This is a genomic window from Paraburkholderia sp., from assembly GCF_050742655.1.
Classification (GTDB): Bacteria; Pseudomonadota; Gammaproteobacteria; order Burkholderiales; family Burkholderiaceae; genus Paraburkholderia.
In genome coordinates, this window is sequence record NZ_JBOIGG010000001.1 from 13,247 (window position 1) to 40,142 (window position 26,896).

The 26,896-nt window shown below is 60.2% G+C and carries 19 protein-coding genes; 7 read left to right on the top strand and 12 right to left on the bottom strand.

Translation table 11 applies throughout. From position 1 onward, the window contains the following. The first annotated feature begins 62 nt into the window (after positions 1 to 62). Positions 63 to 803 carry a GNAT family N-acetyltransferase gene (locus ACREXZ_RS00055; protein WP_431761982.1) on the top strand — a complete coding sequence of 247 codons (741 nt, stop codon included), beginning with the start codon at positions 63 to 65 and terminating at the stop codon, positions 801 to 803. 113 nt (positions 804 to 916) lie between these two features. Then, positions 917 to 1,708 carry an SDR family NAD(P)-dependent oxidoreductase gene (locus ACREXZ_RS00060; protein ID WP_431761983.1) on the top strand — a complete coding sequence of 264 codons (792 nt, stop codon included), beginning with the start codon at positions 917 to 919 and terminating at the stop codon, positions 1,706 to 1,708. A 34-nt stretch (positions 1,709 to 1,742) separates the two neighbouring features. On the opposite strand, the gene ACREXZ_RS00065 is transcribed toward ACREXZ_RS00060, so the two are convergent. Further along, positions 1,743 to 3,005, bottom strand: coding sequence for an MFS transporter (locus ACREXZ_RS00065; protein ID WP_431761984.1), 1,263 nt, complete (start codon positions 3,003 to 3,005; stop codon positions 1,743 to 1,745). A 120-nt stretch (positions 3,006 to 3,125) separates the two neighbouring features. On the opposite strand from ACREXZ_RS00065, the gene ACREXZ_RS00070 reads away from it, so the two are divergent. After that, entirely contained in the window at positions 3,126 to 4,013 is an 888-nt protein-coding gene (locus tag ACREXZ_RS00070) for a LysR substrate-binding domain-containing protein (RefSeq protein ID WP_431761985.1), read from the top strand. 90 nt (positions 4,014 to 4,103) lie between these two features. Here the strand turns inward: ACREXZ_RS00070 and ACREXZ_RS00075 are convergent, their stop codons facing one another. The 3 genes from ACREXZ_RS00075 to ACREXZ_RS00085 all read right to left on the bottom strand — a co-directional run bounded on the left by ACREXZ_RS00075 (position 4,104) and on the right by ACREXZ_RS00085 (position 7,783). Then, positions 4,104 to 5,417 carry a hypothetical protein gene (locus tag ACREXZ_RS00075; RefSeq protein ID WP_431761986.1) on the bottom strand — a complete coding sequence of 438 codons (1,314 nt, stop codon included), beginning with the start codon at positions 5,415 to 5,417 and terminating at the stop codon, positions 4,104 to 4,106. Between the two features lie 299 nt (positions 5,418 to 5,716). Continuing rightward, positions 5,717 to 6,361 (bottom strand): response regulator, encoded by a 645-nt coding sequence (locus ACREXZ_RS00080; RefSeq protein ID WP_431761987.1) that lies wholly within the window; start codon positions 6,359 to 6,361, stop codon positions 5,717 to 5,719. A 24-nt stretch (positions 6,362 to 6,385) separates the two neighbouring features. Next, complete coding sequence (locus tag ACREXZ_RS00085) at positions 6,386 to 7,783, bottom strand: cache domain-containing protein (RefSeq protein ID WP_431761988.1); 1,398 nt, start codon at positions 7,781 to 7,783, stop codon at positions 6,386 to 6,388. Positions 7,784 to 8,140: 357 nt separating this feature from the next. Here ACREXZ_RS00085 and ACREXZ_RS00090 point away from each other — a divergent pair, with 357 nt between their 5' ends. Together ACREXZ_RS00090 and mctP are read left to right on the top strand one after the other, a co-directional pair. Continuing rightward, positions 8,141 to 8,338 carry a DUF3311 domain-containing protein gene (locus ACREXZ_RS00090; protein WP_431761989.1) on the top strand — a complete coding sequence of 66 codons (198 nt, stop codon included), beginning with the start codon at positions 8,141 to 8,143 and terminating at the stop codon, positions 8,336 to 8,338. After that, complete coding sequence (mctP, locus tag ACREXZ_RS00095) at positions 8,335 to 9,810, top strand: monocarboxylate uptake permease MctP (protein ID WP_431761990.1); 1,476 nt, start codon at positions 8,335 to 8,337, stop codon at positions 9,808 to 9,810. The genes ACREXZ_RS00090 and mctP overlap by 4 nt, the downstream gene beginning before the upstream one ends. Before the next feature lie 162 nt (positions 9,811 to 9,972). Here the strand turns inward: mctP and ACREXZ_RS00100 are convergent, their stop codons facing one another. The 3 genes from ACREXZ_RS00100 to ACREXZ_RS00110 form a co-directional block, all read right to left on the bottom strand. Next, entirely contained in the window at positions 9,973 to 10,482 is a 510-nt protein-coding gene (locus ACREXZ_RS00100) for a cytochrome P460 family protein (RefSeq protein WP_431761991.1), read from the bottom strand. 26 nt (positions 10,483 to 10,508) lie between these two features. Continuing rightward, complete coding sequence (locus ACREXZ_RS00105) at positions 10,509 to 11,543, bottom strand: alpha/beta fold hydrolase (RefSeq protein ID WP_431761992.1); 1,035 nt, start codon at positions 11,541 to 11,543, stop codon at positions 10,509 to 10,511. A 156-nt stretch (positions 11,544 to 11,699) separates the two neighbouring features. Then, a complete protein-coding gene (locus ACREXZ_RS00110; RefSeq protein WP_431761993.1) occupies positions 11,700 to 12,026 on the bottom strand; it encodes a DUF4148 domain-containing protein in 327 nt (108 codons plus the stop codon). A 394-nt stretch (positions 12,027 to 12,420) separates the two neighbouring features. On the opposite strand from ACREXZ_RS00110, the gene ACREXZ_RS00115 reads away from it, so the two are divergent. Further along, on the top strand, positions 12,421 to 12,843 hold the full coding sequence (locus ACREXZ_RS00115) for a nuclear transport factor 2 family protein (protein ID WP_431762452.1): 423 nt from the start codon (positions 12,421 to 12,423) through the stop codon (positions 12,841 to 12,843). Positions 12,844 to 12,892: 49 nt separating this feature from the next. On the opposite strand, the gene ACREXZ_RS00120 is transcribed toward ACREXZ_RS00115, so the two are convergent. From ACREXZ_RS00120 to ACREXZ_RS00140, 5 genes are all read right to left on the bottom strand, one after another. Next, positions 12,893 to 13,330: a lysozyme inhibitor LprI family protein gene (locus tag ACREXZ_RS00120; RefSeq protein WP_431761994.1), complete on the bottom strand. Its 438-nt coding sequence runs from the start codon at positions 13,328 to 13,330 to the stop codon at positions 12,893 to 12,895. A gap of 633 nt (positions 13,331 to 13,963) precedes the next feature. Continuing rightward, on the bottom strand, positions 13,964 to 16,507 hold the full coding sequence (locus ACREXZ_RS00125) for a hypothetical protein (RefSeq protein WP_431761995.1): 2,544 nt from the start codon (positions 16,505 to 16,507) through the stop codon (positions 13,964 to 13,966). Between the two features lie 7 nt (positions 16,508 to 16,514). Further along, entirely contained in the window at positions 16,515 to 17,558 is a 1,044-nt protein-coding gene (locus ACREXZ_RS00130) for a hypothetical protein (protein ID WP_431761996.1), read from the bottom strand. Between the two features lie 425 nt (positions 17,559 to 17,983). Further along, positions 17,984 to 19,210: a Druantia anti-phage system protein DruA gene (locus ACREXZ_RS00135; RefSeq protein ID WP_431761997.1), complete on the bottom strand. Its 1,227-nt coding sequence runs from the start codon at positions 19,208 to 19,210 to the stop codon at positions 17,984 to 17,986. Beyond that, positions 19,207 to 24,468 carry a DEAD/DEAH box helicase gene (locus ACREXZ_RS00140; RefSeq protein WP_431761998.1) on the bottom strand — a complete coding sequence of 1,754 codons (5,262 nt, stop codon included), beginning with the start codon at positions 24,466 to 24,468 and terminating at the stop codon, positions 19,207 to 19,209. Before ACREXZ_RS00140 ends, ACREXZ_RS00135 begins: the two co-directional genes overlap by 4 nt. Before the next feature lie 1,668 nt (positions 24,469 to 26,136). Here ACREXZ_RS00140 and ACREXZ_RS00145 point away from each other — a divergent pair. After that, positions 26,137 to 26,874, top strand: coding sequence for a nuclease domain-containing protein (locus tag ACREXZ_RS00145; protein WP_431761999.1), 738 nt, complete (start codon positions 26,137 to 26,139; stop codon positions 26,872 to 26,874). The last annotated feature ends 22 nt before the right edge of the window (positions 26,875 to 26,896 follow it).

Consider the following 26,896-nt stretch of genomic DNA (forward strand, 5'->3'; position numbering starts at 1 on the left):
CGCGTCGTATGCTGTCGATAACCCGCGCATGACTTTGCGCCCACACCGATGAGGAGTCCCGCTTGAACCCGACGCACAACGAATACGGCCTGCCTGTCGGCGCGCCGCTGCCCGACTGGCGTGGCGCGAAAGCACCCGAAGCCGTTACGCTCTCCGGCCGTTTGGTGCGCGTCGAGCCGGTCGACGTCGAGCGCCACGCGCGCGATCTGTTCGACGCCCATGCCACTGCGCCCGACGGCCGGAACTGGACCTACCTCGCGGCCGGCCCGTTCGATTCGTTCGACGTCTGGAAGGCGCACTTCACGAAAATGACGACGCTCACCGACCCGCGGCATTTCGCGGTGATCGATCTCGCGACGGGCAAGGCCGTCGGCACGCTCGCACTGATGCGCGTCGACGCCACGAACGGCATGATCGAAGTCGGCCACATTACGTACTCGCCGCTGCTGCAACGCAGCCGCGCGTCGACCGAAACGATGTACCTCGTGATGAAGTACGTGTTCGACACGCTCGGCAACCGGCGCTTCGAATGGAAATGCGATTCGCTGAATGCGCCTTCGCGCGCTGCGGCCGAGCGCTACGGCTTCACGTACGAAGGGCTGTTCCGGCAGGCGCTGGTCTATCGCGGACGCAGTCGCGACACCACGTGGTTTTCGATCCTCGACCGCGAATGGCCAGCGATCCGTCTGGGCTTCGAGCAATGGCTCGACGACCGCAACTTCGGTGCGGACGGCCGGCAGATTGCGCGTCTCACCGACTTGATCGCCGAACAGCGCTCCGCCGCGGACCACACGCCCGGGTAAAGCGCACGTCTCTCCTTTCGTTGCCGCTTCGCGCGGCGGCCGTCGTGTCCTATGATGGCCGGCACGGACCTCGGCTGTGGCCCGGTCCATGTTCAGACGACGAGGAGACATCGATGGATCTGAATCTGCGCGGCAAAGTCGCGGTACTGACAGGTGCGAGTGTCGGCATCGGGCTCGCGGTGGCGGAAAGCTTCGCGGCCGAAGGCGTGAACCTCGTGCTCGCTGCTCGCGCGGCTGAGCGTCTCGACGCCGCGGCCGCGCAGATCGCCGCGCGGCACGGCGTGCGCACGGTGCCGGTCGCGTGCGACGTGGCGACACAGGAGGGCGTCGACCGGCTGGTGCATGCGACGCTCGATGCGTTCGGCGGCACCGACATCCTGTTCAACAACGCGGGCACCGGCAGCAACGAAACGATCCTGAACGCGCCGGACGAAAAATGGCAGGCGTACTGGGACCTGCACGTGATGGCCGCAGTGCGGCTCGCGCGTGGCCTCGTGCCATCGATGAAGCAGCGCGGCGGCGGCGCGATCCTGCACAACGCGTCGATCTGCGCGGTGCAGCCGCTCGGTTACGAGCCGATCTACAACGTCACCAAGGCCGCGCTGATGATGTTCTCGAAGAACCTCGCGAACGAACTGATCGGCGACAACATCCGCGTCAATACGATCAATCCGGGCCTCGTACTGACACCCGACTGGGTGAAAACCGCGAAGCAACTCACGCAGGATTCGGGCGGCGACTGGGAAGGCCATCTACAGGCCGTTGCCGACCGGCATGCGCCGATCCGGCGTTTCGCGACGCCTGCCGAACTCGCGGACTTCATCGTGTTCCTGTGTTCGGAGCGCGCGAGCTACAGCGTCGGGTCGACGTATTTCGTCGACGGTGGGATGCTCAATACGGTGTGAGCGGCGACCGGCGCTGCGCTGCGATCCTTCGCCCCTACACCTGCGACCCCGTCGCTTGCCCCACCACCCGCGCACCCCGCGCCGGCATGAAATACCAGACCGCACCCGCCGCCTGCAGCGCGATCAGCACCGCCCACACGCTGCGATGCGCGACGGCCGGGAAGTGGCCGTCGCGCGCGGGCCAATGACCGAGCGCCGCGCCGATCGCCACCTGCAGCACGAAGATCGCGAGAAAGATCACGAGCGTGAACGTCGTGTTCACGCGACCGATCAGCCGCACCGGGAAATGCTGCGCGAGCACCGAATACGTGAGAATGCCGGTGCCGCCGAGCGCGCCGTAGGCAGCCCACAGCACGGGCTCGGGCAGCGGCACGCGCGCCGCGATCGCGGCCTGCACGAGCACGAACGCCACCATCGTCATGCCGGAGAACAACTGCACGGTCATGCCGCGCCGCTCGAGCGTGCGTGCGAGCGCGCCGAAGCCAATGTTGCCGACGATGAACGCCGCACCCAGCACCGACACCAGCGATGCCGCGTGAGCCGCATGCGCAGCCGCATCGCCGGGCGCATCCTGCATCACGACGTCGCGCAGGAACGCGCCGACCCACAGCGACTGCATCGCGTAGAACACGCTCTGCGTGAGACCGGAGAATGTCGCGAGCTTCCAGAACGCACGGCTGCTCAGGATGTGCCACGTGCCCTTGAACTGCTCGAACACGCCGGCCTGGCGATGCGTGTCGCGCACTTTCGGCGCGAACGCGAACAGGTTCGCCGCGACGAGCGTCGTGAACACGGCGAGACCGATACAGACCGAACGCCAGCCGACAACCGACAGCAGCCACGACAGAGGCGTGCCGACCACGACGCCGCCCAGCCCGCCGACCGCCATCACGAACCCGTTGACGAGCGTCAGCTGCGCGACCGGGAAATGCTGCGCGGTCGCCTTGAACGCGCCGCCGAGGCACACCGATACGCCGATGCCGATCAGCAGCCGGCCGATCATCATCGTCGGCAGATCGTGGCCGAGGCCGAACAGCAGGATGCCCACCGCCGCGACCAGCATCACGCACGCGGTGACGCGACGCGCGCCGTAGTGGTCGAGCAGCACGCCAGCGGGAATCTGCGCGCCGGCGAAGCCGAGAAAGTACAGGCTCGTCAGCGTGCCGAGATCGGCGGCGGAAAAGCCGAGTTCGTGTGTCAGATACGGCGCGAAGCCGAGGTTCACGCCGCGGTACAGGTACGACACGAAGTACCCGAGCGAGAACACGACGAATACGCGCAGTCTGGTCGAGGTCATGATGCGGACAGCCTTGTCTGGGAATCTGGGGAATACGGGAACAGGGCTCGATTATTCGCGAGTCGGGCGTCTGGAGCCAGCGAGAGATTTCGACGTCGATTGTGAGTAGAATTTGACGTCATGCCAACTCCCCTTCCTCCTCTGCAGGCTCTGCGTGCGCTTGAAGCGGCTGCGCGCCGGCGCAGCTTCAGTCGCGCTGCCGAAGAACTGCATTTGACGCACAGCGCCGTCAGCCATCATCTTCGGGGGCTGGAGGAACAGCTTGGCGTCGAGCTGTTTCGCCGGGCCGGTGCGCGGATGATTCCCACCGCGGCCGGCGCGCAACTCGCTGACCGCGTGCGGCACAGTCTCGACGACCTGCGCGACGCGCTCGACGCGACCCGCCGCGGTCTCGGTAGCGCGGGCGCGACGCGGCTCGAGCTGAGCGCGATGTCCGATTTTCTGTCGGTGTGGCTGATTCCGCGGCTCGGCGACTTCTACGAAAAACATCCGCTGGTCGACCTGTCGCTGCACATGCACGCGAGCGTCGTGCCGCCCGATCCCTATTCGGTCGACATCGGCATCTGGCACCGGCGCGTCGACGAGCCCGGCTTCCTGAGCCGCAAGCTGCTCGACGATATGGTCGTCGCGGTCTGCAGCCCGACGCTGCTCGCGCGCTATCCCGACTTCCGCATCGAAGACTTGCCGACGATGCCGCTGCTGCACTTCTCGCGGCGTTCGTGGCGCGACTTCTTCGAAGCGGCTGGCCTGTCCGCCGAAGAACCCGATCGTGGACCGATCTTCGACGATGCCGGCCTGCTGCTGCAGGCGACGGTCGCGGGCCAGGGGGTCGCCACCGCACGGCTGCAACTCGCGCGCTCGTTCATCGAACGCGGTGAGCTCGTGCAGCTGGGCCACGTGCGGATTCCCGCGTCCCTCGATTACTTCTTCACGTGGCGCGAGGGCCATCCGCGCGATGCGACGATCCAGCAGTTTTATCGCTGGTTGAAGGGACAGTTGGGAAGTTGAGGCTGGATCTGCGTCCGGGTTGGCTGACAGTGAATGAAGCGCGCAACACAGAACCGGCCGCAGGAGCGCTACGGCCGGAAGTCGCGTCAACTAGCGAGGCGCCGGACCGGGACCAGCGGGATCCTGAGCGGGCGGCGGATTTCGCTGCGGCAGCGTTCCGGCGACTTTGCCGAGCAACGTGAAATAAGCGATCACGACCGCGGTGAAGCCGACCGCGTTCATCGCGGCGGCGGCGTGGCTGTTGGCGTCCTCGAGAGATTGACCGTCCCGCATGAATGCATCCCGAACCGTCGGAATCACGGCCTGTGTCATGCCGTACCCGACGGTCGACGCGGTGACGATCCCCCCGCGCTGCGCGATCTGCGAGACCACATGCGCGATCGCCCGCGCCCCCTCCCGACCGCCGGTAAAACCCTGCACCGCAGCGTTGACCGCGGCGCCGACAGCCGGCGGAGGATTCGATGCGTGCTTGAAGAGTCGCAACGTTTGCGACTCGCCATCGGGACCCTGCACCGTGATCCGGTTGTTGGCCTGCAAGGTCTGCGTCAGCAGCGTAGTCAGACCGCCGGCTGCGAACGATGTCAGCGCTGCCACCGCATAGCCCACACCCGGCGACAGGTTCGCGTTGGCCGTCAGTGCACCGCGCACGGCATGGAGGCCACCAAAGGACACGACACCGGAGAGGATATTGATCAGCGAGTCGACACCGAATCGCGATTGTGCCTTCCGGATTCCCGCAATCTGCGCGTCGCGGTTCGGATAGCCCTCCGGCACCATGTGCTCCGGGTTCTCGGGCACGAGTGACGTGCTGGTACCGAGTGCCTTCGACAGCAGTGCGTTGGCGACCGGCGCCGCAACCGTCAATGCCAGTGTATTGCCGACTCCGGCGGCCAAGCCGCCGATCACGACGGCCGGCATCTGCGCAGCCATCTGCGCGCCGAAGCCCGGGTTCGTCGTGTGCTCGGCGAGCGGACCGAGACCGCGGAATGCGCCGAACGTGATCCCGGCTGTGACCCCGCCGCCGAGCGCCCCCTGCAGCCGCCCGACGACGTGCTGCCAGAGACTGGCCGGCGAATTCACGTGCGGCGGCAGCGGTTCGTTGACGATCGTGTCCAGCGCCCGTTCTACGTCGTCCGCCGAGATGCGCTCGATCTGGTCTGTAGCTGTTTCGATCGGCGGCGAGAGCGACCGGCGGGATCGCACACTCACCTGCCGCGAAATGGCCTGCATCTCCGTGCCCTCCTGCGAAGTGCGCGCGGGCGGCAGGTTCTCGTTCGAGTGCTGGCTGCGCAGCGACGGGCTGCGGCGCGCAGGCGTCGCGGGTGCATCGTCGCTGGGCTGCGGAAGCTGGGTATGCGAAAAGTTGGGCGACGTTGAGCCAACTCCGTTGTTGTTGCCGGACATGATGCGTCTCCTGATATATGAATAACGAGGGCGAAACGGAACTTCGCACGCCATCGGGGGCGTGCGTACCGTTTGCGTCGTGAGCGCCCGGGCCTCTTGCAAATGCTCGAGGTGCGGCCGAAGCGCCCGGCAACCGAACTTGCTGTTCGTGTGCTCCTGACATGCATTGAAGCAGTTCGGCCTGGCGCCCGTTCAGCGCGCACGAAGTCGCGTCGCGTCACGCGAATGCGTGCGCACCGATTCATTCTGTTTACATATTCGGCGGTGTAGCGCGTGTCGATCTAGCCGCTGTGCAGCACCTAGCTTCTCCGCCGATACTCCACCGCAAACTTGATCAGCTCCGCTTGCCCCTCGATGTCGAGCTTGCGTTTCAGATTCAGCCGATGTGTCTCCACCGTGCGCACCGACAAGCCGTTGCGCTGCGCGATCTGCTTGCTCGACAACCCATCGGCGAGCGCATCGAGAATCTCGCGCTCACGCGGCGTCAGCCGTTCGACTGGCGTCTGCATCGCCGACGCCTGGATCATCCGCGCGCCGAGCCCCGCGCTGAAGAACAGCTCGCCGCGCAGCACCGCGCCGATCGCGAGCACGATCTCGGTGGCCGGCGAATCCTTCAGCACGTAGCCGCTCGCGCCCGCGCGCACCGCCTGCGTGACGTACTCGACGTTGTCGTGCATCGACAGCATCAGCACGCGGATCGCGGGAAAGCGTTCATGAAAAACGGCCGCTAGTTCGATGCCGTTCATCCCCTTCATGCCGACATCCATCAGCACGAGGTCGGGTTCGTGTTGCGCGGCGAGCGCGAGTGCTTCGTCCGCATTGCCCGCTTCGCCGACGACCTTGAAGTTCGGCACTGCATCGAGCCGCGCGCGCAGACCGTCGCGCACGAGCGGGTGGTCGTCGATCAGCATCAGGCGCGCAGCGGTGGATGAAACGTCGTTCATGTCGGATTCCTTCGGGCTACGAGGTCAGGCCGCGAGACGCGGCGCGCCATTCGCCAACGGCACACGTGCAGTGAGAATCGTGTGACCCGCCTGCGACATCAGCGACAGCGTGCCGGCGAGCCGTTCGAGCCGCTCGCGCATGTTGCGCAACCCGACGCCGCCACGCGGACCGGCAAACGCATGCGCGACATCGAAGCCGCGGCCGTTGTCGAACATCGACAGCGTGACCGCCTCGGCCGATACATCGAGCGACAGCTTTGCGCGCGTCGCGAGCGAATGGCGTACGACGTTCGTCAGCGCTTCCTGCGCGATGCGGAACAGCACGATGTTGACGGCATCCGACATCGGTGCCGTGTTCGCGTGGCCGGTCTGCGAGAAGCCGATCTCGATGCCGGCCTCTTCGCTGAGTTCGCGCGTGAGCTGTTCGAGTGCGGCGGCGAGCCCGAGATCGTCCAGCATCGCGGGCCGCAGCGCGTGCGAGATGCGGCGCACTTCGCGCAGCGTGTCGCGGAGCCGCGCAAGGCTCGTCGACAGCGCGGTTTCCGCCGCGGGTATCCGCACGTCGCTGCGTTCGAGATGCGCCATGGCCGATTCGAGCAGCAGCTTCACCGACACCATCATCTGGCTGATGCCGTCGTGCAGTTCGCGCGACAGCCGCGCGCGTTCGTTCTCCTGCGACTCCACCACCTGCTGCGCGAGCCGCTTCAGCTTCGCGTCGGCGCTGCGGTATTCGGTGACGTTCAGCACCAGTGCGCACACCGCGATCACACCGAGACCCGCGAGTGCGATCGCGCCGATCCACATCACCGTGCGATCGATGTTCGCCGACGCGCGCTGGTCGATCTGTGCGAGCGTCGTGTTCACGTCGTCGAGATAGATGCCGGTGCCGACCATCCATCCCCAGCGTTCGAGCGGCACGACGTAGCCGAGCTTCGGCTCGAGCCGGCCGGTCGACGGACGATGCCACACGTAGCGCACATAACCGCCGCCACGCGCCGCCGCGGCGGTCAGTTCCTGGATCGGCAACGCGCCGTGCGGACCGCGCATCGTCCACAGGTCCTGGCCCTCGAGGTTCGCTTCGCGCGGATGCATCAGCGAGCGGCCATGCATGTCGTAGACGAAGAAATAGCCGTCCGGGCCGAAGTCCATTTTCTTCAGCACGTCGAGCGCGCGGAGGCGCAGCGTCGCGTCGTCGCGCGCGTCGGCGGCAGGCACGTCATAGAGCGGCGCGATCGCGCTGGTCGCGAGATCGACGTAATGCTTCAGTTCGAGCTCCTTGCTCGATATGTACGCGGCCTGCATCGTCGCGTGCTGCGTATCGGCCAGCACTTTGGCCTGCTCGCGCACACCGAATTCGATGCCGGCGATCGCCCCCAGAAACGGGACGATCGCGAGCAGAAACATCTTCGCTTTAAGATTCATCGCAGTGAAGTAACGACAGGTAGGCTACGTAATTTTACGTAGCTGGCTTACGTAATCGTGCGCTTGCCGCCGTGGCGGCGAAAGCGAATACTACGCCGCCGGGCGTCGGATGCTTTCGGCGCGGGTTTCAGTGCTTTCCCGTACGCACACGACAGGTCGGTCAGACCGCACCGGCAATGAATCACGGGGACGCCGGGTCGCGGCTCTTTCACGGACGCTTTCGCCGCGCCCGCGTCTTCCGCTGCATTCCGGTCAGCTTTCTGTTTCAATGCACCGGTGCGCCCTGCATCGCCCGGGCGAGCCGCAAAAAAAACCGCACGACCCGAACACCAGTTCAAACAACCACAGGAGACAACCGTGGAATCTACCGACCAGCCCGGCCGCTCATGGCTATGGCTCATCCTGCTTCTCCCGTACATCGCGCTGCTCTGGCTGCCGTTCTACAACGATGCGCGTCCTTCGTTCGCGGGCTTTCCGTTCTTCTACTGGTATCAGTTCCTCTGGGTGCCGCTCACGTCGCTGCTGATCTACGTCGTTTACCGGGGCCTTAAATGAGCGATCTGAATCCCATCGACCCGGTAGCGATGACCGTCTTCATCGCGTTCTTCGTCCTCGTCACCGTCGTCGGCTTTTTCGCGGCACGATGGAAACGCGGCGACCTGACCCAACTGAGCGAATGGGGCCTCGGCGGCCGCCAGTTCGGCACCGTGATCTCGTGGTTCCTCGTCGGCGGCGACTTCTACACCGCGTACACGGTGATCGCCGTGCCCGCGCTGGTGTATTCGGTCGGCGCATACGGCTTCTTCGCGCTGCCGTACACGATCATCGTGTACCCGTTCGTGTTCGCGGTGATGCCGAAGCTGTGGAAGATCGCGCACGCGAAAGACCACATCACCGCCGCCGACTACGTGCAAGGCGAATACGGCGGCAAGTGGTTCCCCGCAGCGGTTGCGCTGACCGGGATCGTCGCGACGATGCCGTACATCGCGCTGCAGCTGGTCGGTATGCAAGTCGTGATCAAGGGGCTCGGCGTGAGCGGCGAACTGCCACTGATCGTCGCGTTCGTGATCCTCGCGCTGTACACGTACACGAGCGGCCTGCGCGCGCCGGCGATGATCGCGTTCGTGAAAGACATCATGATCTACATCGTGGTGATCGCGGCCGTGTGGCTGATTCCGGTGAAGCTCGGCGGCTACGCCCACGTGTTCGACGCAGCCGATCACTACTTCCAGGCGAAGGGCGGAGCAACCGGCATCCTGCTGAAGCCGACGCAGTTCACCGCGTATGCATCGCTTGCGCTCGGCTCGGCGCTCGCGGCGTTCATGTATCCGCATACGATGACAGCGGTACTCTCGTCGGCGTCGGCGCAGACGGTGCGCAAGAACGCGATCTTCCTGCCCGCGTACACGCTGCTGCTCGGCCTGATCGCGTTGCTCGGCTATATGGCGATCGCCGCGGGCATACACGTGAAGTCCGCATCGGACGTCGTGCCAGCGCTGTTCGGCACGCTGTTCCCGTCGTGGTTCGTCGGCTTCGCGGCCGCCGCGATCGCGATCAGCGCGCTGGTGCCGGCGGCGATCATGTCGATCGGCGCAGCGAATCTGTTCACGCGGAATCTGTGGCGTCCGCTGGTGTCGTCGAACATGACGCCGGCTGCTGAGGCGTCGACCGCGAAGATCGTTTCGCTGGTCGTGAAGTTCGGCGCGCTGGTGTTCATCGTCGTGCTGCCGACCCAGTACTCGATTGACCTGCAACTGCTCGGCGGCGTGTGGATCCTGCAGATTTTCCCGGCGATCGTGTTCTCGCTGTACACGCGACGACTCAACACGCCGGGGCTGTTCCTCGGCTGGCTGGTCGGCATCGTGATCGGCACGGGGCTCGCGATCGTGCAGGGGCTGAAGCCGGTGTATGCGCTGCATCTCGGCGATGCGACCTATCCGCTGTATATCGGGTTGATTGCGCTCGTGGCGAACATCGTCGTGACGTTTGTCGTGTCGGCGGTGACGCCGAAGCGGGCGGCGGCCTAGGGTCTGTTTCGATCTGTTCCGTTCTGTTCTGTTCCGGCCGGGTGGGTTCGCGTTTTGCGGGCTTGCCCGGTTTCTGTTTTCTGCTCCCTCCGTTGCGATGCGTACGCGGCATGCGAGCGGGGATCGATGCTTTAACGCAGGCCGATTTCGATCACGGCGCAGTCACGGAGCGAAGCGCGTGAACACGTAATCGCGATCCTTCACGCGGGCTGCGTGACACGCGAAGCACGTTTGATGCTGAGCTTCGTCGACCGGCTGCCCGTTGACGAAACGGCCGAAGCCCCAGCCGCCCGTCGATGCATAACGGTGCGAGTCCTTCACCATCACCTGTACCGTCGTGGGTTGCCCGGGCACCGTCGCAGGCTCGAAATCGGGTGACTGCTTGCGCTTGTACGCGAGCTTCACCAGGATCGTTCCGTCGGGATAGGGCTGCGTCGAACTTTCGATCGCCTCGATCGCCTTCGGGTTGCCGAGTATGACGCGCAGCTCGTCGAGCGGGGCCGCTTCTACGGACGGCGCGATCATTTGCCACTTGCGGTAGCCGTCGGGAATCGTGACGCCGTAGATCGGCGAGGGCGCGGACTTCGGCGTCTCCGCCGACGCGTGATTCGCGACGACAGATACTAGAAGCGCCGCGTTCAGCGCGAGGTGTGCTGTGCGGATTTTTCGCATGAGTGACTCCTGTCCGGGTCAGCCGGTTAAAACCGCGCGACGTCGATGACGGCATCGGCAAATGCCTTCGGTGCTTCCTGCGGCAGGTTGTGTCCGATGCCGCCGCCGATGTTCCGGTGCGCATACCGGCCAGTGAATTTCTTCGCGTACGCGGCCGGCTCGGGATGCGGTGCGCCGTTGGCATCGCCTTCCATCGTGATCGTCGGAACGGAAATGGGCGGCGCCGTCGCGAGACGCTTTTCGAGTTCGTCGTATTGCGGCTCGCCCTGCGCGATACCGAGCCGCCAGCGATAGTTGTGAATTACCACGGCGACGTGATCCGGATTGTCGAACGACGTGGCCGAACGCTCGAACGTCGCATCGTCGAAATTCCATTTCGGCGATGCGGTATGCCAGATCAGCTTGTTGAACTCGTGGCGATTCGCTTCGTAACCGGCACGACCACGCTCCGTGGCGAAATAGAACTGATACCACCATGACAGTTCGGCCTTCGGCGGCAGCGGCGTGCGGTTCGCCTCCTGACTGCCGATCAGATAACCGCTCACCGATACCATCGCCTTGCATCGTCCCGGCCACAGCGCGGCGATGATGTTGACCGTGCGCGCGCCCCAGTCGAAGCCACCGAAAATGGCCTTGTCGATTTTCAGCGCGTCCATCAACGCGATGATGTCGACTGCGATCACGGCTTGCTGACCGTTGCGTGGCGTATCCGCGGACAGGAAACGCGTCGTGCCGTAGCCCCGCAGGTACGGCACGATTACGCGATAGCCGGCTGCTGCGAGCAGCGGCGTCACTTCGACGAAGCTGTAGATGTCGTAGGGCCAGCCGTGCAGCAGGATCACGACCGGTCCGCTTTGTGGGCCGGCTTCCGCGTAGCCCATGCTCAGCGTTCCGATATTGATCTGCCTCAGGTTGGCGAATGAAACGGCGCGCGGTTCCGTTGTATCGGGGCCGATGGACTGTGCGTTCGCGATGCCGCTTAGGCCTAGCTCGAGCAAGCTGATACCTGCGATCGTCGTGCCGAGCAGTCGGCGACGTCGGGTGTTGATTGGGTCGTTCATGGTTGATTCTCCTTTCTGATTGTCGTGTGTGTTGAGAGGCCTGCGAGCTCTTGATGACGCGGCGGCGCGTTCGGCGTTTGAGCCGGAAGCGGCGCGAGGCGTGACCGGAAGGAACATCGGCCCGCGAACCTCGCGCTTGTTGTTTCGGTTGGCCGCTTACGGCTTTGCGTAGATCGGGCCGAGACCGATTACTTCCGATTCCGACTGCGACTGGGACACACGTGAACCCGATGCCGACGTGCCAGCCGTCGACGGGCCATACGACGATGAAGTCACGCCCTTCTGCGCACTCAGACGGGCTTCGGCTGCCTGGATGTTCGCGGGGTATTGCGTGTAGTCGGTGGATGGGTTGTAGCCGGCCTTCTGTAGTTCGACCAGCTCCGCGCGAACTTCAGCACGGGTCAGCGGATGGTTCGTTTGTGCGAACGACAGAGCCGGGATCACGATAGCAACGGCAACGACAAGCGATTGAACGAGTTTCATGATGTACACCTCAGGGTAGTGAATGCCTTCCTGCGCAAACGCCCGTCTGCGCTTTCGGTTGATGAAGCCAGGTCGGCTGGCTTGGAAGCATTAAACCCAGAGGACGTATCTGGTTTATGTCGACAAAGTCCGTCGGTGCAACGTTGTGTAACGCTCGGGGTTGTGGATACAGTGGGATACAAAGAGGTGGTGAAATGCCGCTGTGCTAGGTGCTTCTGCACTGTCGCTGTCACAGCATGGACCTTCGATACGGTGCGCGGCGAGAGGCATGAATGGACACGCCTCCAGTATGATCGGAGGCGCTGTGAAGTACCCCTCCCTAAGCCCTGACGCTGTCCTACACAGTGAGAACCGATTAATGAAAGTCATCCCTGCTTTTATCGCCTTGGCGCTGATGGTTTCAAGCGCACCAGCCGCCTTTGCTCACGACACCACGACCGAAGCCCACAACAAGGAAGTCGTGCTGGCGTTCTACGACGAAGGCTTGAACAAGAAAGATGCGGATGCCGCGCTGAAGTATGTCGGTCCGCGGTATACGCAGCACAATCCGCTCGCTGCGGATGGTCCTGAGGGCTTTCGGAAGTTTGTTGAGTTTCTGAAGGAGAGGTATCCGCAGTCGCATAGCGAGATCACCAAGGTGTTCACTGACGGCGACTATGTGATCCTGCATGTGCATGCGGTGCGGGAACCTGGCACGCGGGGTAGTGCGATTGTCGATATTTTCAAGCTTGAGAACGGCAAGATTGTCGAGCACTGGGATGTGGTGCAGCCGATTCCTGAGGCGTCGGCGAATGGGCATTCGATGTTTGAGGAGTGAGGTGGTTTTGTTGTTGCGGCCGTGACTCGATGTTGTCGCACGGCGCCGTCTAGTTTCCGCCGTTGGCGGCGAGAATGCCTTCCAGCAGATTCGCCTGATCGGCCAGCGATTTGAGTAGGAAGCTCGAACTGACAATGTAGACGACCTGGCCATTCGAGCCTCCATTCTCCTGCAGTAGATGGTAGGTGCCGTCCCTCCATTGCACCCACGCCTTTTGCGCTTTGTTCAACTTTTCGATCGCCAATGGGTCGTTTGCCCACATCTTCAGGATCTTGTTGTAGGCGGTGTTTATTCGGGTTTTCTGGAGTTTCACTTCCGCTTCGTCGCAACGGGCGGCGGCGGACTGGTCGTAGAAGCCTGGGGAGCCGGATTTTTTTGTGCAGGCGGCGTAGGCTTTTGAGTAGGGGGTCGCGGGTAGGGGCTCGGTGCTCCATGCCTGAGTGGAAGCAGTGGCCAGTAGAAGGATGAGGGAGAGGCGCTTTTTCATCGACGCGTTGTTGGTTGAGCGTTGATTTTGTCTGTGGAATGCGCCGCGGGTTTCTGGGTGGAATTTGTCGGGATGAGTACGGGTGATGTGTCGTCGTCCGGCGTTACAGCGCCTTTTGGACGGTTCGCGCAGAGTTTGAGATGTCCTGGCCTGCACCGGCTACTGTATTGCAGCCGAACAGGGAGAATGCGGTGGCCGTCAGAAGGGCCAGCGATATGAAGCGCTTTAACATAGGTGCCTCTAGGTTCATGGGTTAGGTAGTCCGGGCTGGGAGCGTACGTCGTGGAAATGGCGGGCGTTGTTCCGGCTTGCGGGTGATCTGGATTTTACTTCGTCGCGAGGAGGACTACCAAACTAACAGCCTCACAACCGTGTAGAAAAGCACCTTCGCCCTCGCAGCAGGGGAGATGCCCCCATAGGTGCTGCCACTTTTAACTTTCTGCTCGAACATCCCGTTAGGATACTTGGCTTGTTTTATTGCACCGCCTGCCGATTCGACAAAGTCCGTACACATGTGTCGCAGAAAGGCAACGAGTAACTCGGATGCAATTCCTGAGCATCTGCTTGGGTTTTCAAATGACTGACTATCACGCCGTAGTCATAGCCGGGCGCCATGGAGACCGATGCTCATGTTCACGCTCCTTGTTCGGCAAGCAAGACCGAAAGAGCAAGGGCTCGGTCTTCCGGCTGTAATTTGTCGATCTCCTCACTCAGACGTCGCGCGCCGAGTTCCCAAAGTCGTGACAGTGACGGGTGCTCCGCTTCAGCACCGCTCTCTAGCGTCATTCCCTCGAAGTATGCGGCGTCCCTAAACTCATATCGACGCTCTAGATCGATTTCAACAGAAAGTTGCTCGAACGTCCGAGGAACCGGCAATGCCCCCAGCCCTTCGGAAAGCACCATAAACGTTGCTGGCATAGGCACCGTTGCCGATCGGGCGATGTTTGTAATAGCCAAGTCCGTCAGAGACCGTCCATAGATGTCGAGCGCCGACAGATTTGCATCGAAGAGCACGACAACCTCTGGCGGTGGAACGCTTCCTAGTATGGCCCGGACGACTTCGTCATCGATCAAACCAACCGACACATCAAACAGAGTCCCTCGCGCGCCAAGCGCAGCAGCCCAAGCTTCGACCGCTGGACGTGCGACTGTGCCCTTGACGAAGAGCATGAGGCCAGCGCCGTGGACCGCCTTGGACAATGCGGAAAATGCGGTGGCTCGCTGCTTAGCAACGCCAAATTTGCGAAGGGCCGTGACTGCATCGCTCGGGGCGACTAGCAGTTCCCGCGGTGACGTCCGTGGTGACACCACTGAAGTCGATGCCACAGGCTGTGCGGGAGACAGGCCGACGCTTGTCGAAAGAGCTTGAAAGATCGCGGCATCGGCAAGTAGTTTGGGCATGCCTTCGTTTCGTGCTCTATCGAATGCGCTGCGCACCACCTTCGTGGTTTCGTCTCGTAGCCTCCTGTGCTCGTCTCGCTGCTTGCGAATACGCTCTTCCCACTCTGCTCGTTCTTTTTGAAGTCGCTCTATATCCCCTTGTAGATCGGTACGTACCGCTAGTTCCTTCGCAGCCTCGAATTCAATCACCTGATCGATTCGCGATCTAACCTCCGCCCGTTGTGCCACGCTCTCGACAAGTACATCTAGGACTTCACGCTGATCAGCCAATCGAAGAAGCTCAGCGCTGAGCCGAGCAATTCGCTGACCAGTCAGTTCAGACTCTCCATTGCCCAGCGACTGAGCTAGGTCACGCAACTGCGCTTTCGTGAGGCCGGCGGCGGCCCCATTTCCTATTTTGTTCCGAAACAGATTCTTTGCGGTGAAGGCTAAGCTGCCGCATTCATATATGGACTGCTCCTTGGGCAAGGGCCCGATAACGAAGAGGCGACCATCAAAACGAAGCGCCGGTAGCGACTCCCACTCAAGTAGGCCCAACTCGAAGGTCTCGTCTCTATTCAAGTCTGCCCGGTCAGGCCGGCAAGCTACCACCAGACCGTCGCTCAGTTGGTAGACATAGGGATTTAGCGGTGGCCGTTCGGTACGTGACGATAATTCCTTCAAATACTCCCTCACGGAGTCGTAGTCCGTGGAGGGAAATGGGACCATCCTGGCCTCGAACACGGAGCGCTTATCAGATACCAAATGAAAGCGCGTGCGCTTTTCCGTGTCGTGTTCCTCGACCTTCCATACGCCGATCTCGCCACGGACAGGTTGCCTAGGATGACCGGAACCTGGGAAAGCGATAAGGTCGCCGGTGTCCGGAAAGATGCTCCTCGCGTCGTCGTCGGACAAAAACAGCACCTGCCCCGGTCGTACGATCGCCAGCGGTTTGACAAACACTGCGCTGGGTCGACTCGCGTTGGTGCAATACCCCAGCACTTCGTCTCGTTCCGAAAAAAACTCACCACTGAAGCTAGATTCGTCCTGGGTCCGAAGCCCTTTGACGGATACGCTGTTTTCGTTGCGTCGAGCGTCTCGACGTTTCAGGAACGCCTCCAAGCTTAGGCGGAGTACAGACCCATCTTGCAGTGCGGCCGCCATCGCACGCGCGTCCTCTCTACGCCCCAATTGCCCTGCTTGCAGTCCGGAAACGAACGTGCCGAATTCTGGCGGCAGGTCAGCAAGATCCTCGTCAACGTCGTGCCCCTCCACAAGGTCCACAAGCAGCTTGGACAGACCCGAAGGGACGATCCACGCGGCGGTGGGCGTCGGGAGAGCCGGGACGGTTTGGGCCGGCTCTTCTGCCACACCCTTCTGGCGTGATACCCCACCCATTGGGGTGCGCAAGAACTCTGTCAACACAAACGGCGGCTTGTCGCTGAACAGGTGAACAAGACACGATCTCGCCAGGCGCCTAGCGTTGTTCTCTGGCATCGGCTCCCGAAGTTCCTCATAGAGCGTGAACTCCTCGACTACCCTCGCTGGCTCCTCTGGATCGACCATCGTCAAGTGCTTCCCAAACCACGACTGCACATCGCCGTCCGTCGTCGTGGGCAACTCGAACGCCAAGGTGTGGACTCTGGCTTTTAAGCCTTGCGGAATGTTTTGTACTCGTCCGCCATGCTGGATCAGCATTGTTCGGTTCTCGATGAAGAAGCGCCGTAGTTCAAATTCATCTGCGCCAAGACTAAGAACATACTCGAATCGCCTGCGATCAATACCCAGATATGCCATGCCGGTATCATCCTAATTTGGCGGCTTTAACGTAGATTCGAAGCCATGACGGGTCTTCGAATGCTGACAATTGAGATGCTCCGCGCGCGTCCGCCCGCGTTCGCCACGACAGCTTGTCGGCCACTGTCTGATTGCCCAGCCGTCTCATCACTCCTTCAAGCCAAACCTGCTTCGGATTTGTCCTCGAAGGCTCGTCCACACTCTTCAATAGCTCCTCTCCCTGCAGCGCACCGAAACCACCAGCATCTACCCGCCGAAATGCTTCAGTTCCCGTAAATGTCAGTGTTTCCCCACTTCGGCTCCACGCCGTCACGTCGATCGGTATGCTCACCGCGATCCGTTCACAAGGACAGACAAGGCGGCACGTCATTGTCACGGCGGCGAAGACGGCGCGACTTGCGCGAGGATCGAACAGATCAAACCAGCCTTGAGGAGTATCAACTTGAATTCCGACCGGAAAAAATGGCCCGCACGCCTCAATCCGTACGCAGAACTGTTCTTGGTCGCCCACGAACAAGGCCAACGGGCCTGGGCCAACGCCATCAATTCCGCCCCATTCGTCGCTCGACCAGTGGACACGGGTTACTTGACTAGTTTCCACGCCATCAGAGGTAGTAGCTTGGCACGGAGCGCTACGGCGAATTATGATTTTTTCGGTTCCGATCGGGTATATCAGCGTTCCATCAGCCTCTATATGATGCGGTGGTGGCTCGACCGGCCAGACGCGAACCCTAGCTGACCGCACCAACCGTCCGAGGAAATGCTCGATCGACTCTGCCAATTGGTCCGCGTGCCCCACGCGGCCTGTGGGGAGTTCTATCTCGCAGAAGTGCCATCCTCTTACCTCGATTTGGTTTGTGATTTGAAGCTCAACGTCAGTGGGAGGAGCGACGAGAGCCTCACAACCCAGCACACAGTAGCGTCGGCCGAGTTCGAGCGGTTCCTCTACCGAGAGCAGTCGCCCTCCATCTTCCACTGAGCGGAAGATGTTGCCAGTTTCACGGAATTGAGTGACATCTAGGCGGATCGATTCGGCAACTGCAGACAGCATTCCCGAACCACCAACCTCTACAAGCGGAAATGCCGGCGGGAGTGGAATTAGCTGCTTGCCTAACAGGTTCTCCGCGACCACCGATCGAACACCCAATGCGGTCTGAATTTGAAGCCGTCCACTGACCTCAATTGCAGTCTCAAGTCTTGGCAGCCGGAGGTAGAGCTGAAATCCTCCACCAGTATTCCCCCCGAGGAAAATGCCCCCTCGGAATCCGATAGAGCGCTCTTGAGACACGTGAGAAGAGCGTGCATTTGCGCTGGAGACTGGTCGGTACAGTTCGCATCCCGCTTTCGCGCCGAAGCCATAGTGCGCAAAGTGCGGCCGTCGTTGACCGCCTGCACGTCGAAATACTGGCTCGGCACACGTCGGACACCTCATGCCGTAACTAAAGAGGCCATCGTCTGATGCCTGAACCAAGCGCCCTAATTGGTCACGTGCCCAGTCCACAGCGCCTCTTGTACCGTTGGTGTTCGTTGCGTTGCTAATGCAGGCTGCGCAAGTTCCTCCATAAACTGCTCCGCCCGCCAGCTCATATACTCAGGGCGATTGTGAGCACGCGGGATCACCCACCGCTCCATCGCCATGTCGGCGACCTCAGCGACACTTGGGAGATTTCCGTAGCGCACGCGTACATGGTCTCCCCTCAAAAACTCCTTGGAATTCGAGGCCATAGTGCAGAGAAATACCTCACGTGTCATGCCGTGCTGGATGAGATCAGGTTCCATCCCCAGATGGCTTAGCGCTCGCTTGATCAATCGAATGCGCCAATTCGGACCCTGACCGAAGCTGAAGGCGTCCGCGTACGGATCTCTCAAATACGAAAGATAACTGCGGAACTCCTCAAAGAGCGCATCCGAAATGTGGAAGTGACCCCATCCTGATGTATACCCGATCGGTTCAAATATTCGGCGCCCGCCCAGCGCCAATCTGTTGTACATCGACGATCGACCAAGCGCAGAGCTGGTCGTTACTGCAACTAGGCGAGCCTTCTTCCGTCTTTGGGAGATAACGCCAACCGAATCGCGATACTTCTCGTCAAAGGCTTTGACGATCTCTGAAGATCGAACCAGTGATGCTACAAGTTTCCCACCAAGCAACGTGTTGTATGGAGGCACAGCACCGAGTACATACGCGTCCATCAGATGCACCAGTGCCTCCTTCCTTCGCACATGGTCCCAACCAATGACGGCATCCCGAGCCTTGAGATTGAAAACCGCATCACCTAGCGCGATGAGGCCAATGAGCTTTCCGTTGTTCTCGTCCCAAACCAAAAAGCGCAACCGGCGTCCGTAGCCCTCTGAAACTGGAATGCGCCAATTCATACTTGCAAACCTGAACAGATCTCCTTCCTTCGAACTCCCCGGCGCCAGTTCTAATCGAGGTCTTATAGCTGGGACATCAATGTCTGCGCCAGATGCAAAATGGCGAATCAATTTTGGGGCGTGAGCGGCAATCCACTTGCTGTTCTCCTCCAATTTCGAGGCGCGTTGATGGGCGTGTACCTTTCGGTAGGTCTCCTTGTCCATAGCGGGTGGGACAAGCAGGCCATCGGCGGCCCTTGAAAATCCAAGTTCTCGTAGATGCGCTCGAACCTTCCTCTTGAGTGTTGCTTCTCGGGCAGCGACCTTTATGACAGCCGTCGACTTCATGTGATCTCCGCATAGGCGCCGGGTAGATCTCGGCTCAACTCATAGGGTGTAAACACCGCGTCACCTTGTCTCAGCCCCACGCCGATCGCATTTGGATCGACAAGCGAAGGGACAATCCAGACATTGGTTTGGCGTCCCGCTCGCGCTACGGTCAGCGGTGCCGGACCGTCTTCGTTGGCGATTGACCATCCCGCAAGGGTAAGAAGTTGTTCCAACGACACTAATTCCGCGCGCTGGCGCGTAACGTCAAACGCCGCTGGCGGCCGGCCACTCTTGACATACGAGATCAGCTCAAGTGCGAGGTGCCTGTCCAGCGACGAATGATGAAACCGATTCCCGTAGTGCCTCAAACATTTGTCACAAGAGGTCGAGCAGTCGCACCGACCCAGCAGCGCTTCTGCGTGGTCCAACACGCGCGAGAACACTTCGCCGGCCAAAGTAGCATAACCCGCCCCTCCAGAGAGCGTGTCATATACGAACACGTCGGCCGAGTGTGTGTCCCCAATCCGAACAAATCGATAACCCGCATTCACCTCGCGAATATCGATGTCTAGTACCTGACCCATGCCAAGGACCAACGCCTCGCAAAGTGACTGAAGGGCATCGGCCATTGGCTGACGGGCACGCTTCTCCACCGGGTCAAATCTAAACGGCTTTTCAATCGGAATTCGGAACAAGAGCACGTCAGAGGAAAACGCATAACCTAGGTAAACACGCTGCACTTCCCCATTGCAAGTTTGCGAGGGGCGCACTTCTCCTCGCCTGGGCACGATGTGGTAGTCACGCCGGTGAGGGCCCAATGGCCGTCCGTCAAGCGACGTCTTCCCGCAACGCGCGCAGACTAGAAAACCGCCCTGCCCGTCGTCACTGTCGTCGCCTTTGTTCACCATCACCATCGCCTGGTCGCGAGCGGTAGCAAGTTGCCCTTTCACATGGAGAGGATGCCAAGCGAATGGCACATCTCCCTCCGGAAGCGGCAACTGAGCTGATGTCGCCTGACTAAAAAATTGTTCGTCGTCGAATTCGTCTACCTCTCTCCGTCCCTCGGGGAAAACAACTTCGGGCTGGATCACCGTCACCGCAGTCAACTGACCGGTCGCACAGACCGGACACGCTCGCCGGTCTTCATTGTCGCGTATGAACCCCGCAGTGAACAGACACGCGTTGCAATGCACATAGGTCCGTCGCCCCGCAAATAGTCGCTCCGCCCGATCGACAAGGGAGCTGGCCCCTCCAGCGGCCACCGTTCCGATCCGATAGGTCTTCTTATTCACGACAACCAGCCGACCGGGTGCATATTCAGACAGAGCAACGTTCAATCCTTGCTGCGGCCGTTGAAGAATCGGCACACGCGGGCGCCCTTCACGAGGTGGATCGTCCTCAATTTGGAGCGCGCAGAGGTCCCTCGGAAACGCGTACGAAGGCAAATGTCCATGGCTAAAGAGGAACTCGATGAAGTATTCATCGGCCTGATCCAGATCCTCCTCGCGTCCAGGGCGTTGTTCTTCGAGCCTTGTCAAAAAACCTGCTGCAACTGAGGCCGGGTCAACAGAAATCCCCATTGGGAGCCACTCTCGAATTTCTGCGTAGCATGCTTGCGCTTCTAGCGAAGACGCAATCCATCGAGAAAAAGCAGCAAGGCTGAATGGGCCATCTCCCGTATAAAAGCTCCATGTTTCGCCGAGCATCGAAAAGACATCACCGCTGGCGGGTCCCTCTCCATGAACACGGAAAAATGTCTGTACAAGCTGAGCTCGTATGTGACGCTCGATGATTTTGGAATTCTTCGTATCGACGCCCGGCATGGTCGGCTCACCCGAAATGATCTGCTCGGGGTTCAGGAAGTAGTGATTGTCGTGCGGACTGTTCTGTGCGTAGGTTAGTACGGTCGAGATTGCCGAGCCTCGCCTTCCTGCTCGACCAGCTCTTTGCTGATAGTTCTGGCGCAGGGGAGGAATGTTGCGCAGCCCGACAGCCACCAGCGAACCAATATCAATCCCGACCTCCATCGTCGTCGTGCTTGAAAGGACATCAATTGAAACGTCATCAGGGCGCACGAGGATGTCGCGAAACCTGCGTTCGAACTCTTCAGTTGTGGTGCTGGGATCGCCCACATCACGATATGAGAGTTGAGCCGTGTGCTCTTCGACTGTCAAGTTCAGTGGCGCGTCCGCGCCTTCGAGCGCATGTACCACAGGGTCTCGCCAAAATCCCTTGCGTGCGCGTAGGTAGGATGTCGCCTCCGGTTCGACAGCTACTGCTCCAGGCTCTAAGCAGTTTGGGCAATGCCCCCACCAAGCAACTGGCGACACGGCTGTACACGCAAAACACTGGTACCAATGTCGACGCAACGCAAGCTCAAGGCGGACTCGTCCTGGGTTAATGAAGAAGCGTCCGGCCTCGTCCGAACTACAGATGGTTTCACTGAACGCGGCTATCAACGCTGCTACCGACTCACCAAGCCGATCGGTAAGAAATTGCTGCTGCCGCGTCGAAAACCCGCGTCCTGAAGGCGCACCGATAGTGTGACCTGCAGCTTGTTGTCGTATGCCGTGTCTTACATTCGTATCGAATGCAAACTCATTGGCCAAACCTTGCACCCAAACTACGGCCAGTGACAGCAAGTCATCCCGGGCAATTAGCGGTTGTGCCTCTGCGATAGCCCGCATCGCTCTCTGCGTGGGTTGAATATAGGCAAGCGTCAGCGAGTTGACTGAATAGAACCGCGATCCGAGTTGTCTCAGCAACTGAGCCGTAAAACGAGGGGGTGGCAATGGGGTGAACTCGCGGAGGGCATCCTCTAGGTTGCCATCATGCCAGCGGCGGTACTGGTCCACGTCTCGTTGCAGCGCATATCGGTCCTGCCCGTCGAACAACTGAAGTCCGGTTCGCGACAAAACATCCACGAAAGCAATGTAAGTCCAATGGCTGAGGACGGGCTCGTGACCGCTTCGTTCAAGCGCCTGGGAAGCCATGAGGAGCAATTGCCGAAAGACATCCTGCTCGATCTCTCGCGGTATGTCGCGGGCCAGACGGGCGGCTTTTTGCCGACCATCCGAAAACAAAAGAGCCTTGCGCCCTCCGTTCGGGGAGCGATCGTTTCGAGCTCGCGTTGCAGGCTGAAGCGCAACCTGCTCACGGACCAGATGCGCGAAGGGTGCTTCACCCTTGGTTGCAAGATCCATGATCTTCGACAGGCCCTGCCACGAACGCACACAAACCGGACACTCCCTATTGAAGGACAGCATCCACCGCCCGCGCTCTTCAATTCGGGTTTCGGGCCTCAGGACCGACAGGAATTGATCCGCTAACTCCGCAGGAGGTGCCGTCGGCACAAGCCGCCCGGTCGGCATATGCAGCCAAGTTCGAACGCCGGCCATTAGTTTTGACTGGCGTCGGGATTCCCGATCCGGCTCAACCAGCAGGTGCGTCTCGAGCAAATCCAGGTCACTCCACAAGCCTGTGGATGGCTCGTGCCACAGAAAATCACCGTGTTCATCACTGAGGTAGCCTCTGATGAATGCAGCGCCACAGTCTCGGTGGGTTAATAACTCATAGACCCGTGAACCGCATTCGCATCGAAGCCTTGGAGTGGAGAAGAGTCGGCCAAGAATACTTGCTCGGCCTGAGTTTGTTCGATGTGGGCACTTGGGATTCACGCATGCGTATAGGCCCGGCAGACCTCGGAAGAAGAGGTGCGAACGGACAGGAGCGAAAACTCGGCCACTCTTCTTGTCTCTTGCGAAGGACATGAGGGCGAGCAAACTCTCCATTGCACGTTCCGCCCCTACGGCATCGGAAAAAACTCGCTGGGCTATCGTCCGAAGCGGCTGGGGTGCCGAGGTGATTCCGTTCGCAGCCAGAGCGGCCGGACCGAACTGATTCAGCCACTGTTGAACGATATGCCGGAGGTCATTTTGAGTTTGCGCTCCTTTCGGAAACGAGACCCCGAGGCTGCCAAACAACTGGCGCAATGCGACCTCAGTTGCAGCCGGGGCCTCATGCATCTGATGGAGCGTTCCAAAGTCATAGGCTGCGAGCGCTATCGCCTCTTCATGACTTGCGACTCTTGGGGTGTCTTTTTCTTCAGGCGCACCCGTGATCAAAACGAAACTACGGGTGGCGCTCTCGAGTCCTGTCAGATCAGCAGCAAAACGCTTTACTCTTTTGACGGCTTCGACACCTGATCCCAAGCTGGCACTGGTAAGGATGTAACGAACGCGGTCTCGCTTCACTCCGAGGCGAGAATGCAACCGACGAAGAAGGTAGGCAACCTCCGCACCACCGGATCCACGGTACATGTGCGCCTCGTCGAGTACCACGATGAAGCGGTTGTCCGGGTGACTCTCAAGCCAATGCGCGGTCTGTTCGAAAATGGAACGCTCGATCGGCCGCAGGAGCATGTATTCGAGCATTGAATAGTTCGTGACGAGAAGATCTGGGCTCGTTCTCTGCATCTCTTGTCGCGAAAACAGCTCGGCATCGTTCGTGCCAGTCTGAAAGAGCGACTCGGCAAACCGTTCGATGTCCTTGGCCGGCCACTTGCCCTCATCTCTCAAAAGGGTTTGCGATTCCTCAGTAAGACCGTGAAACAAATGGTTGATGAGCGCCCCAATGCGTTCGCGGTCCCTCGCCGGCGTCGAGCGACCTGGGTAGGGGGTGCGGCTTGTATACATGCCGAAGGTAGCGTTTCGGTCACGACCACATCTAAGGGTGCGGGCGACGTGTTCATCCCCAAACAACCTCCTCAATCTTGCCAGTTGGTCATTGACGAGAGCATTCATCGGGTACAACAACAGTGCTCGCACTCCCGGCACGTTCCAAGATTCGGAGCGTTGGGCCGATTCGATCGCCAGCGAGCCAAGAATCGGCATCAAGAAGCTCTCCGTTTTACCTGAGCCGGTCCCGGTCGCAACGATAATCTCCTCGTCGCGCGTAAGGATCGCCTCCAAGGCTGAGGCTTGATGAGCGTACGGCTCCGAATAGATCCCAGTACGCGGCCGTGTCGACGCAAGCGTCAAGATGTCCCGCGCAGGTTTCGGTATAGATAGCAGCCGATATGGAGCGCCGGTTGCGTAGAACGGTGTCGCCTCCAGTCGCGGCTCCTGAAACGACACGCCCGGTTGACCAAGCAACCTTTGGCGCTCAGCAATCAAGCCTTCGTCCCAGATGTGGTACTGCGCTTCAAGGTATTGATGAAAGGTTTTCTTAAGTCCGTCAAAAACACTTCGCGCCGAATAGACCTTGGATTCAGTCATGTGTTCCACCTTACATCTGTCCCGAGAGATTTCAGCCTAGCATTTACGAGTGAACTCGCCGCCCCAAAACTCACTCGATAGGCCTTTCCTGGCAAACACATATCCCTTTGCCCTAGAGCAAGCAACAGCCGGCGTTCGGAGCTTGGTAGTTGCGCAGGCATGAAATACACATCTGCATCACTCAATCTCTTAGCTATAACGGATATGTTTCGTTGCGCCAAGGCCGCCAATCCGAATTGGAGCCGATCGGCGTCCACTGCTCGATTGCTTTCGGCCACAAGCAAGCCTTCGTCCAGTTGCCCAACGAAATACCTGAAAGCAACGGCAGACAGACGTTCACGGCAAAGAACCATACCGTCCCTGTGGATGACGGCTCGTGCAGAGTCGTGTACCCAATGCGGTGAAAACGTCGGCAACTCCCGGGAACCCGATGTTACGACGCCAAAGAACTCCACATGCGGACAGGCCAAGGTTGTACCCATCGCCGCGCGCGCGCGCTCCAGCTCCAAATTCGCCCACGCGACGGTCGAGCCCGGTGCGTCCCCCAGCCACTGGTCTAGCGACTGACGTGGAAGATCTTCCGCGTCCGACAGAGATATAACCCTGGCATATCCGGCCCTGCGTATTGACGGAAAGTGACGCTTCAGTTCTCCAGTGGGAGACGTCGACACCATTAGTATCAGTTGGCCGCCGTCAACGGCTCGCAGCGGAGTCGGATACCAGTAACCGCGCCCGAGGTCCTCTGCTTCCCGCATTAGCGATAGGACGCGCAGCGCGAAGCGAAGCTTTCCAGCGATACCAGCTCTCTCAAAGGCGCTGTGCAAGCGCTGCACATGCACTTCGCACGCACTGGTGGAAGAACGGTAGGCCAATCCAACTAGGTGACCGCGAGCGAACTCTACGGGATCCAGAACGACGTTTGGCACGCCTCTCAACTGCTTATGGTTTTGATCGCTGTTCGCACTGTTCATCACCTTGAAGGGCTCTCCCGATTGCTCACTGAAAACCACGAGCTGAGGGCACAGCTGCTACTGAGCGCCTGCAGCCTTGCCAAGGAACCCCTCAAGATGGCCTGTGATGTGCTTGCTCAGCGGGTATGCGTGGGCCATTTTTCTGACCGCTGTCGCGGCAAGGCCCACTTGATCGGTAAATGGTCACGCCGGCATGTTTGTTGATAGCAACAACGGTCGCCTCGATTTCCATATGCGCCCCTTTTGAGCCAACCTGCGAATTATTAATCAATGAGGCTACCGTCCATTGGACCGTCTCATCGGTGACGAACAAACGACGCCACTGTTTTCATTATTGTACTCCGCTGCCTCCGCCATAAAGCGCCGCCCCCTAGCCTGATCAAGCAGCGAACGAAATTCAATAGAGGTTAGCTAGACGGTTTCAAGATCGAAGTGAAGTACGGAGTTTAATGGGGCTTTTGTGAGACGAGGCGATCATTGAGGTGGCCTATGCCCGCATGCGTCGCTATGGCGATGCATGCCTCACCGCCTTGCGCATCGTCTGCCTGCAACCATTGATGCATCTACAGTGGTGGCGACGCGCCGTACAGCCTCATCAGGTGCGGCGATTGGATGTCAGAACGGTACAAGAACTCTACCGGACTCCAGCCACAGGTCGACTGCCTGGATTGGAGCAGGGCAGCCTCGTCGATCTGAGGTGGATAACGTACCTCATGTGCAGCTCAGTTTCGATCATGCCTCCAATAGAACAATTGCGCTCACGATGGATGGCTTCCTTACCCGCGCAACAGAGTCGAGACAGCGGTTCGCCAGCATCGCCGGCCAACAGGATGAGCGGGCGTCGATCAAGGTATCGCGCCGCCTTCAGGTATTGACCGGTTTTGAACGTGGACTGCACGGCATCCGACGCTCTCCGGTGTTCAACGCTGTGACGCGCCCGGAAGTTTCCGCGGCAGGCCTGAATGCCATTTCAGCGCAGCCCGACTATGCGAGGGTATTCCAACTGACCTGGAAGGCCTTGAACATGGGCCTGCCTGGCGACGACGCGGACGATCCGCTCCCCATCGGACCGAAATGGCAAATTTACGAGCGATGGTGCTTCGTGCGGCTGTGGCAGTTGCTCCAGGAGATCGCACCGGAAGCCGGACGGCGATTTGCCGCCCGTCACTCCGATGATATTCGCCCCAAGGTGCATGGATGCGTGAATGGTAATGCCGTGATCCCTCACTTGCAGCCGACATTTCATGCTTGGGATCAGGTAAGCACGCTCGCCGTCAAAAGGCTGTCACGGCAACGTGAACCGGATATCGTTCTCACCGTTCAGTCTTCGCGGACTCGTCGCTTCCTAGTGCTTGATGCAAAGTATCGTGCGAGTCGGGGTAATGTCCTTGACGCCATGCAGTCGGCCCATATCTATCAGGACAGTCTGAAGTGAAATCATGAACGTCCATGGGGCA

Excerpts from the sequence above, each read along its gene's own strand:
- ACREXZ_RS00060 (WP_431761983.1), top strand. The coding sequence starts at position 917 with ATGGATCTGAATCTGCGCGGCAAAGTCGCGGTACTGACAGGTGCGAGT.
- ACREXZ_RS00065 (WP_431761984.1), bottom strand. The coding sequence starts at position 3,005 with ATGACCTCGACCAGACTGCGCGTATTCGTCGTGTTCTCGCTCGGGTAC.
- ACREXZ_RS00070 (WP_431761985.1), top strand. The coding sequence starts at position 3,126 with ATGCCAACTCCCCTTCCTCCTCTGCAGGCTCTGCGTGCGCTTGAAGCG.
- ACREXZ_RS00075 (WP_431761986.1), bottom strand. The coding sequence starts at position 5,417 with ATGTCCGGCAACAACAACGGAGTTGGCTCAACGTCGCCCAACTTTTCG.
- ACREXZ_RS00080 (WP_431761987.1), bottom strand. The coding sequence starts at position 6,361 with ATGAACGACGTTTCATCCACCGCTGCGCGCCTGATGCTGATCGACGAC.
- ACREXZ_RS00085 (WP_431761988.1), bottom strand. The coding sequence starts at position 7,783 with ATGAATCTTAAAGCGAAGATGTTTCTGCTCGCGATCGTCCCGTTTCTG.
- mctP (WP_431761990.1), top strand. The coding sequence starts at position 8,335 with ATGAGCGATCTGAATCCCATCGACCCGGTAGCGATGACCGTCTTCATC.
- ACREXZ_RS00100 (WP_431761991.1), bottom strand. The coding sequence starts at position 10,482 with ATGCGAAAAATCCGCACAGCACACCTCGCGCTGAACGCGGCGCTTCTA.
- ACREXZ_RS00105 (WP_431761992.1), bottom strand. The coding sequence starts at position 11,543 with ATGAACGACCCAATCAACACCCGACGTCGCCGACTGCTCGGCACGACG.
- ACREXZ_RS00110 (WP_431761993.1), bottom strand. The coding sequence starts at position 12,026 with ATGAAACTCGTTCAATCGCTTGTCGTTGCCGTTGCTATCGTGATCCCG.
- ACREXZ_RS00115 (WP_431762452.1), top strand. The coding sequence starts at position 12,421 with ATGGTTTCAAGCGCACCAGCCGCCTTTGCTCACGACACCACGACCGAA.
- ACREXZ_RS00120 (WP_431761994.1), bottom strand. The coding sequence starts at position 13,330 with ATGAAAAAGCGCCTCTCCCTCATCCTTCTACTGGCCACTGCTTCCACT.
- ACREXZ_RS00125 (WP_431761995.1), bottom strand. The coding sequence starts at position 16,507 with ATGGCATATCTGGGTATTGATCGCAGGCGATTCGAGTATGTTCTTAGT.
- ACREXZ_RS00130 (WP_431761996.1), bottom strand. The coding sequence starts at position 17,558 with ATGCTGTCTGCAGTTGCCGAATCGATCCGCCTAGATGTCACTCAATTC.
- ACREXZ_RS00135 (WP_431761997.1), bottom strand. The coding sequence starts at position 19,210 with ATGAAGTCGACGGCTGTCATAAAGGTCGCTGCCCGAGAAGCAACACTC.
- ACREXZ_RS00140 (WP_431761998.1), bottom strand. The coding sequence starts at position 24,468 with ATGACTGAATCCAAGGTCTATTCGGCGCGAAGTGTTTTTGACGGACTT.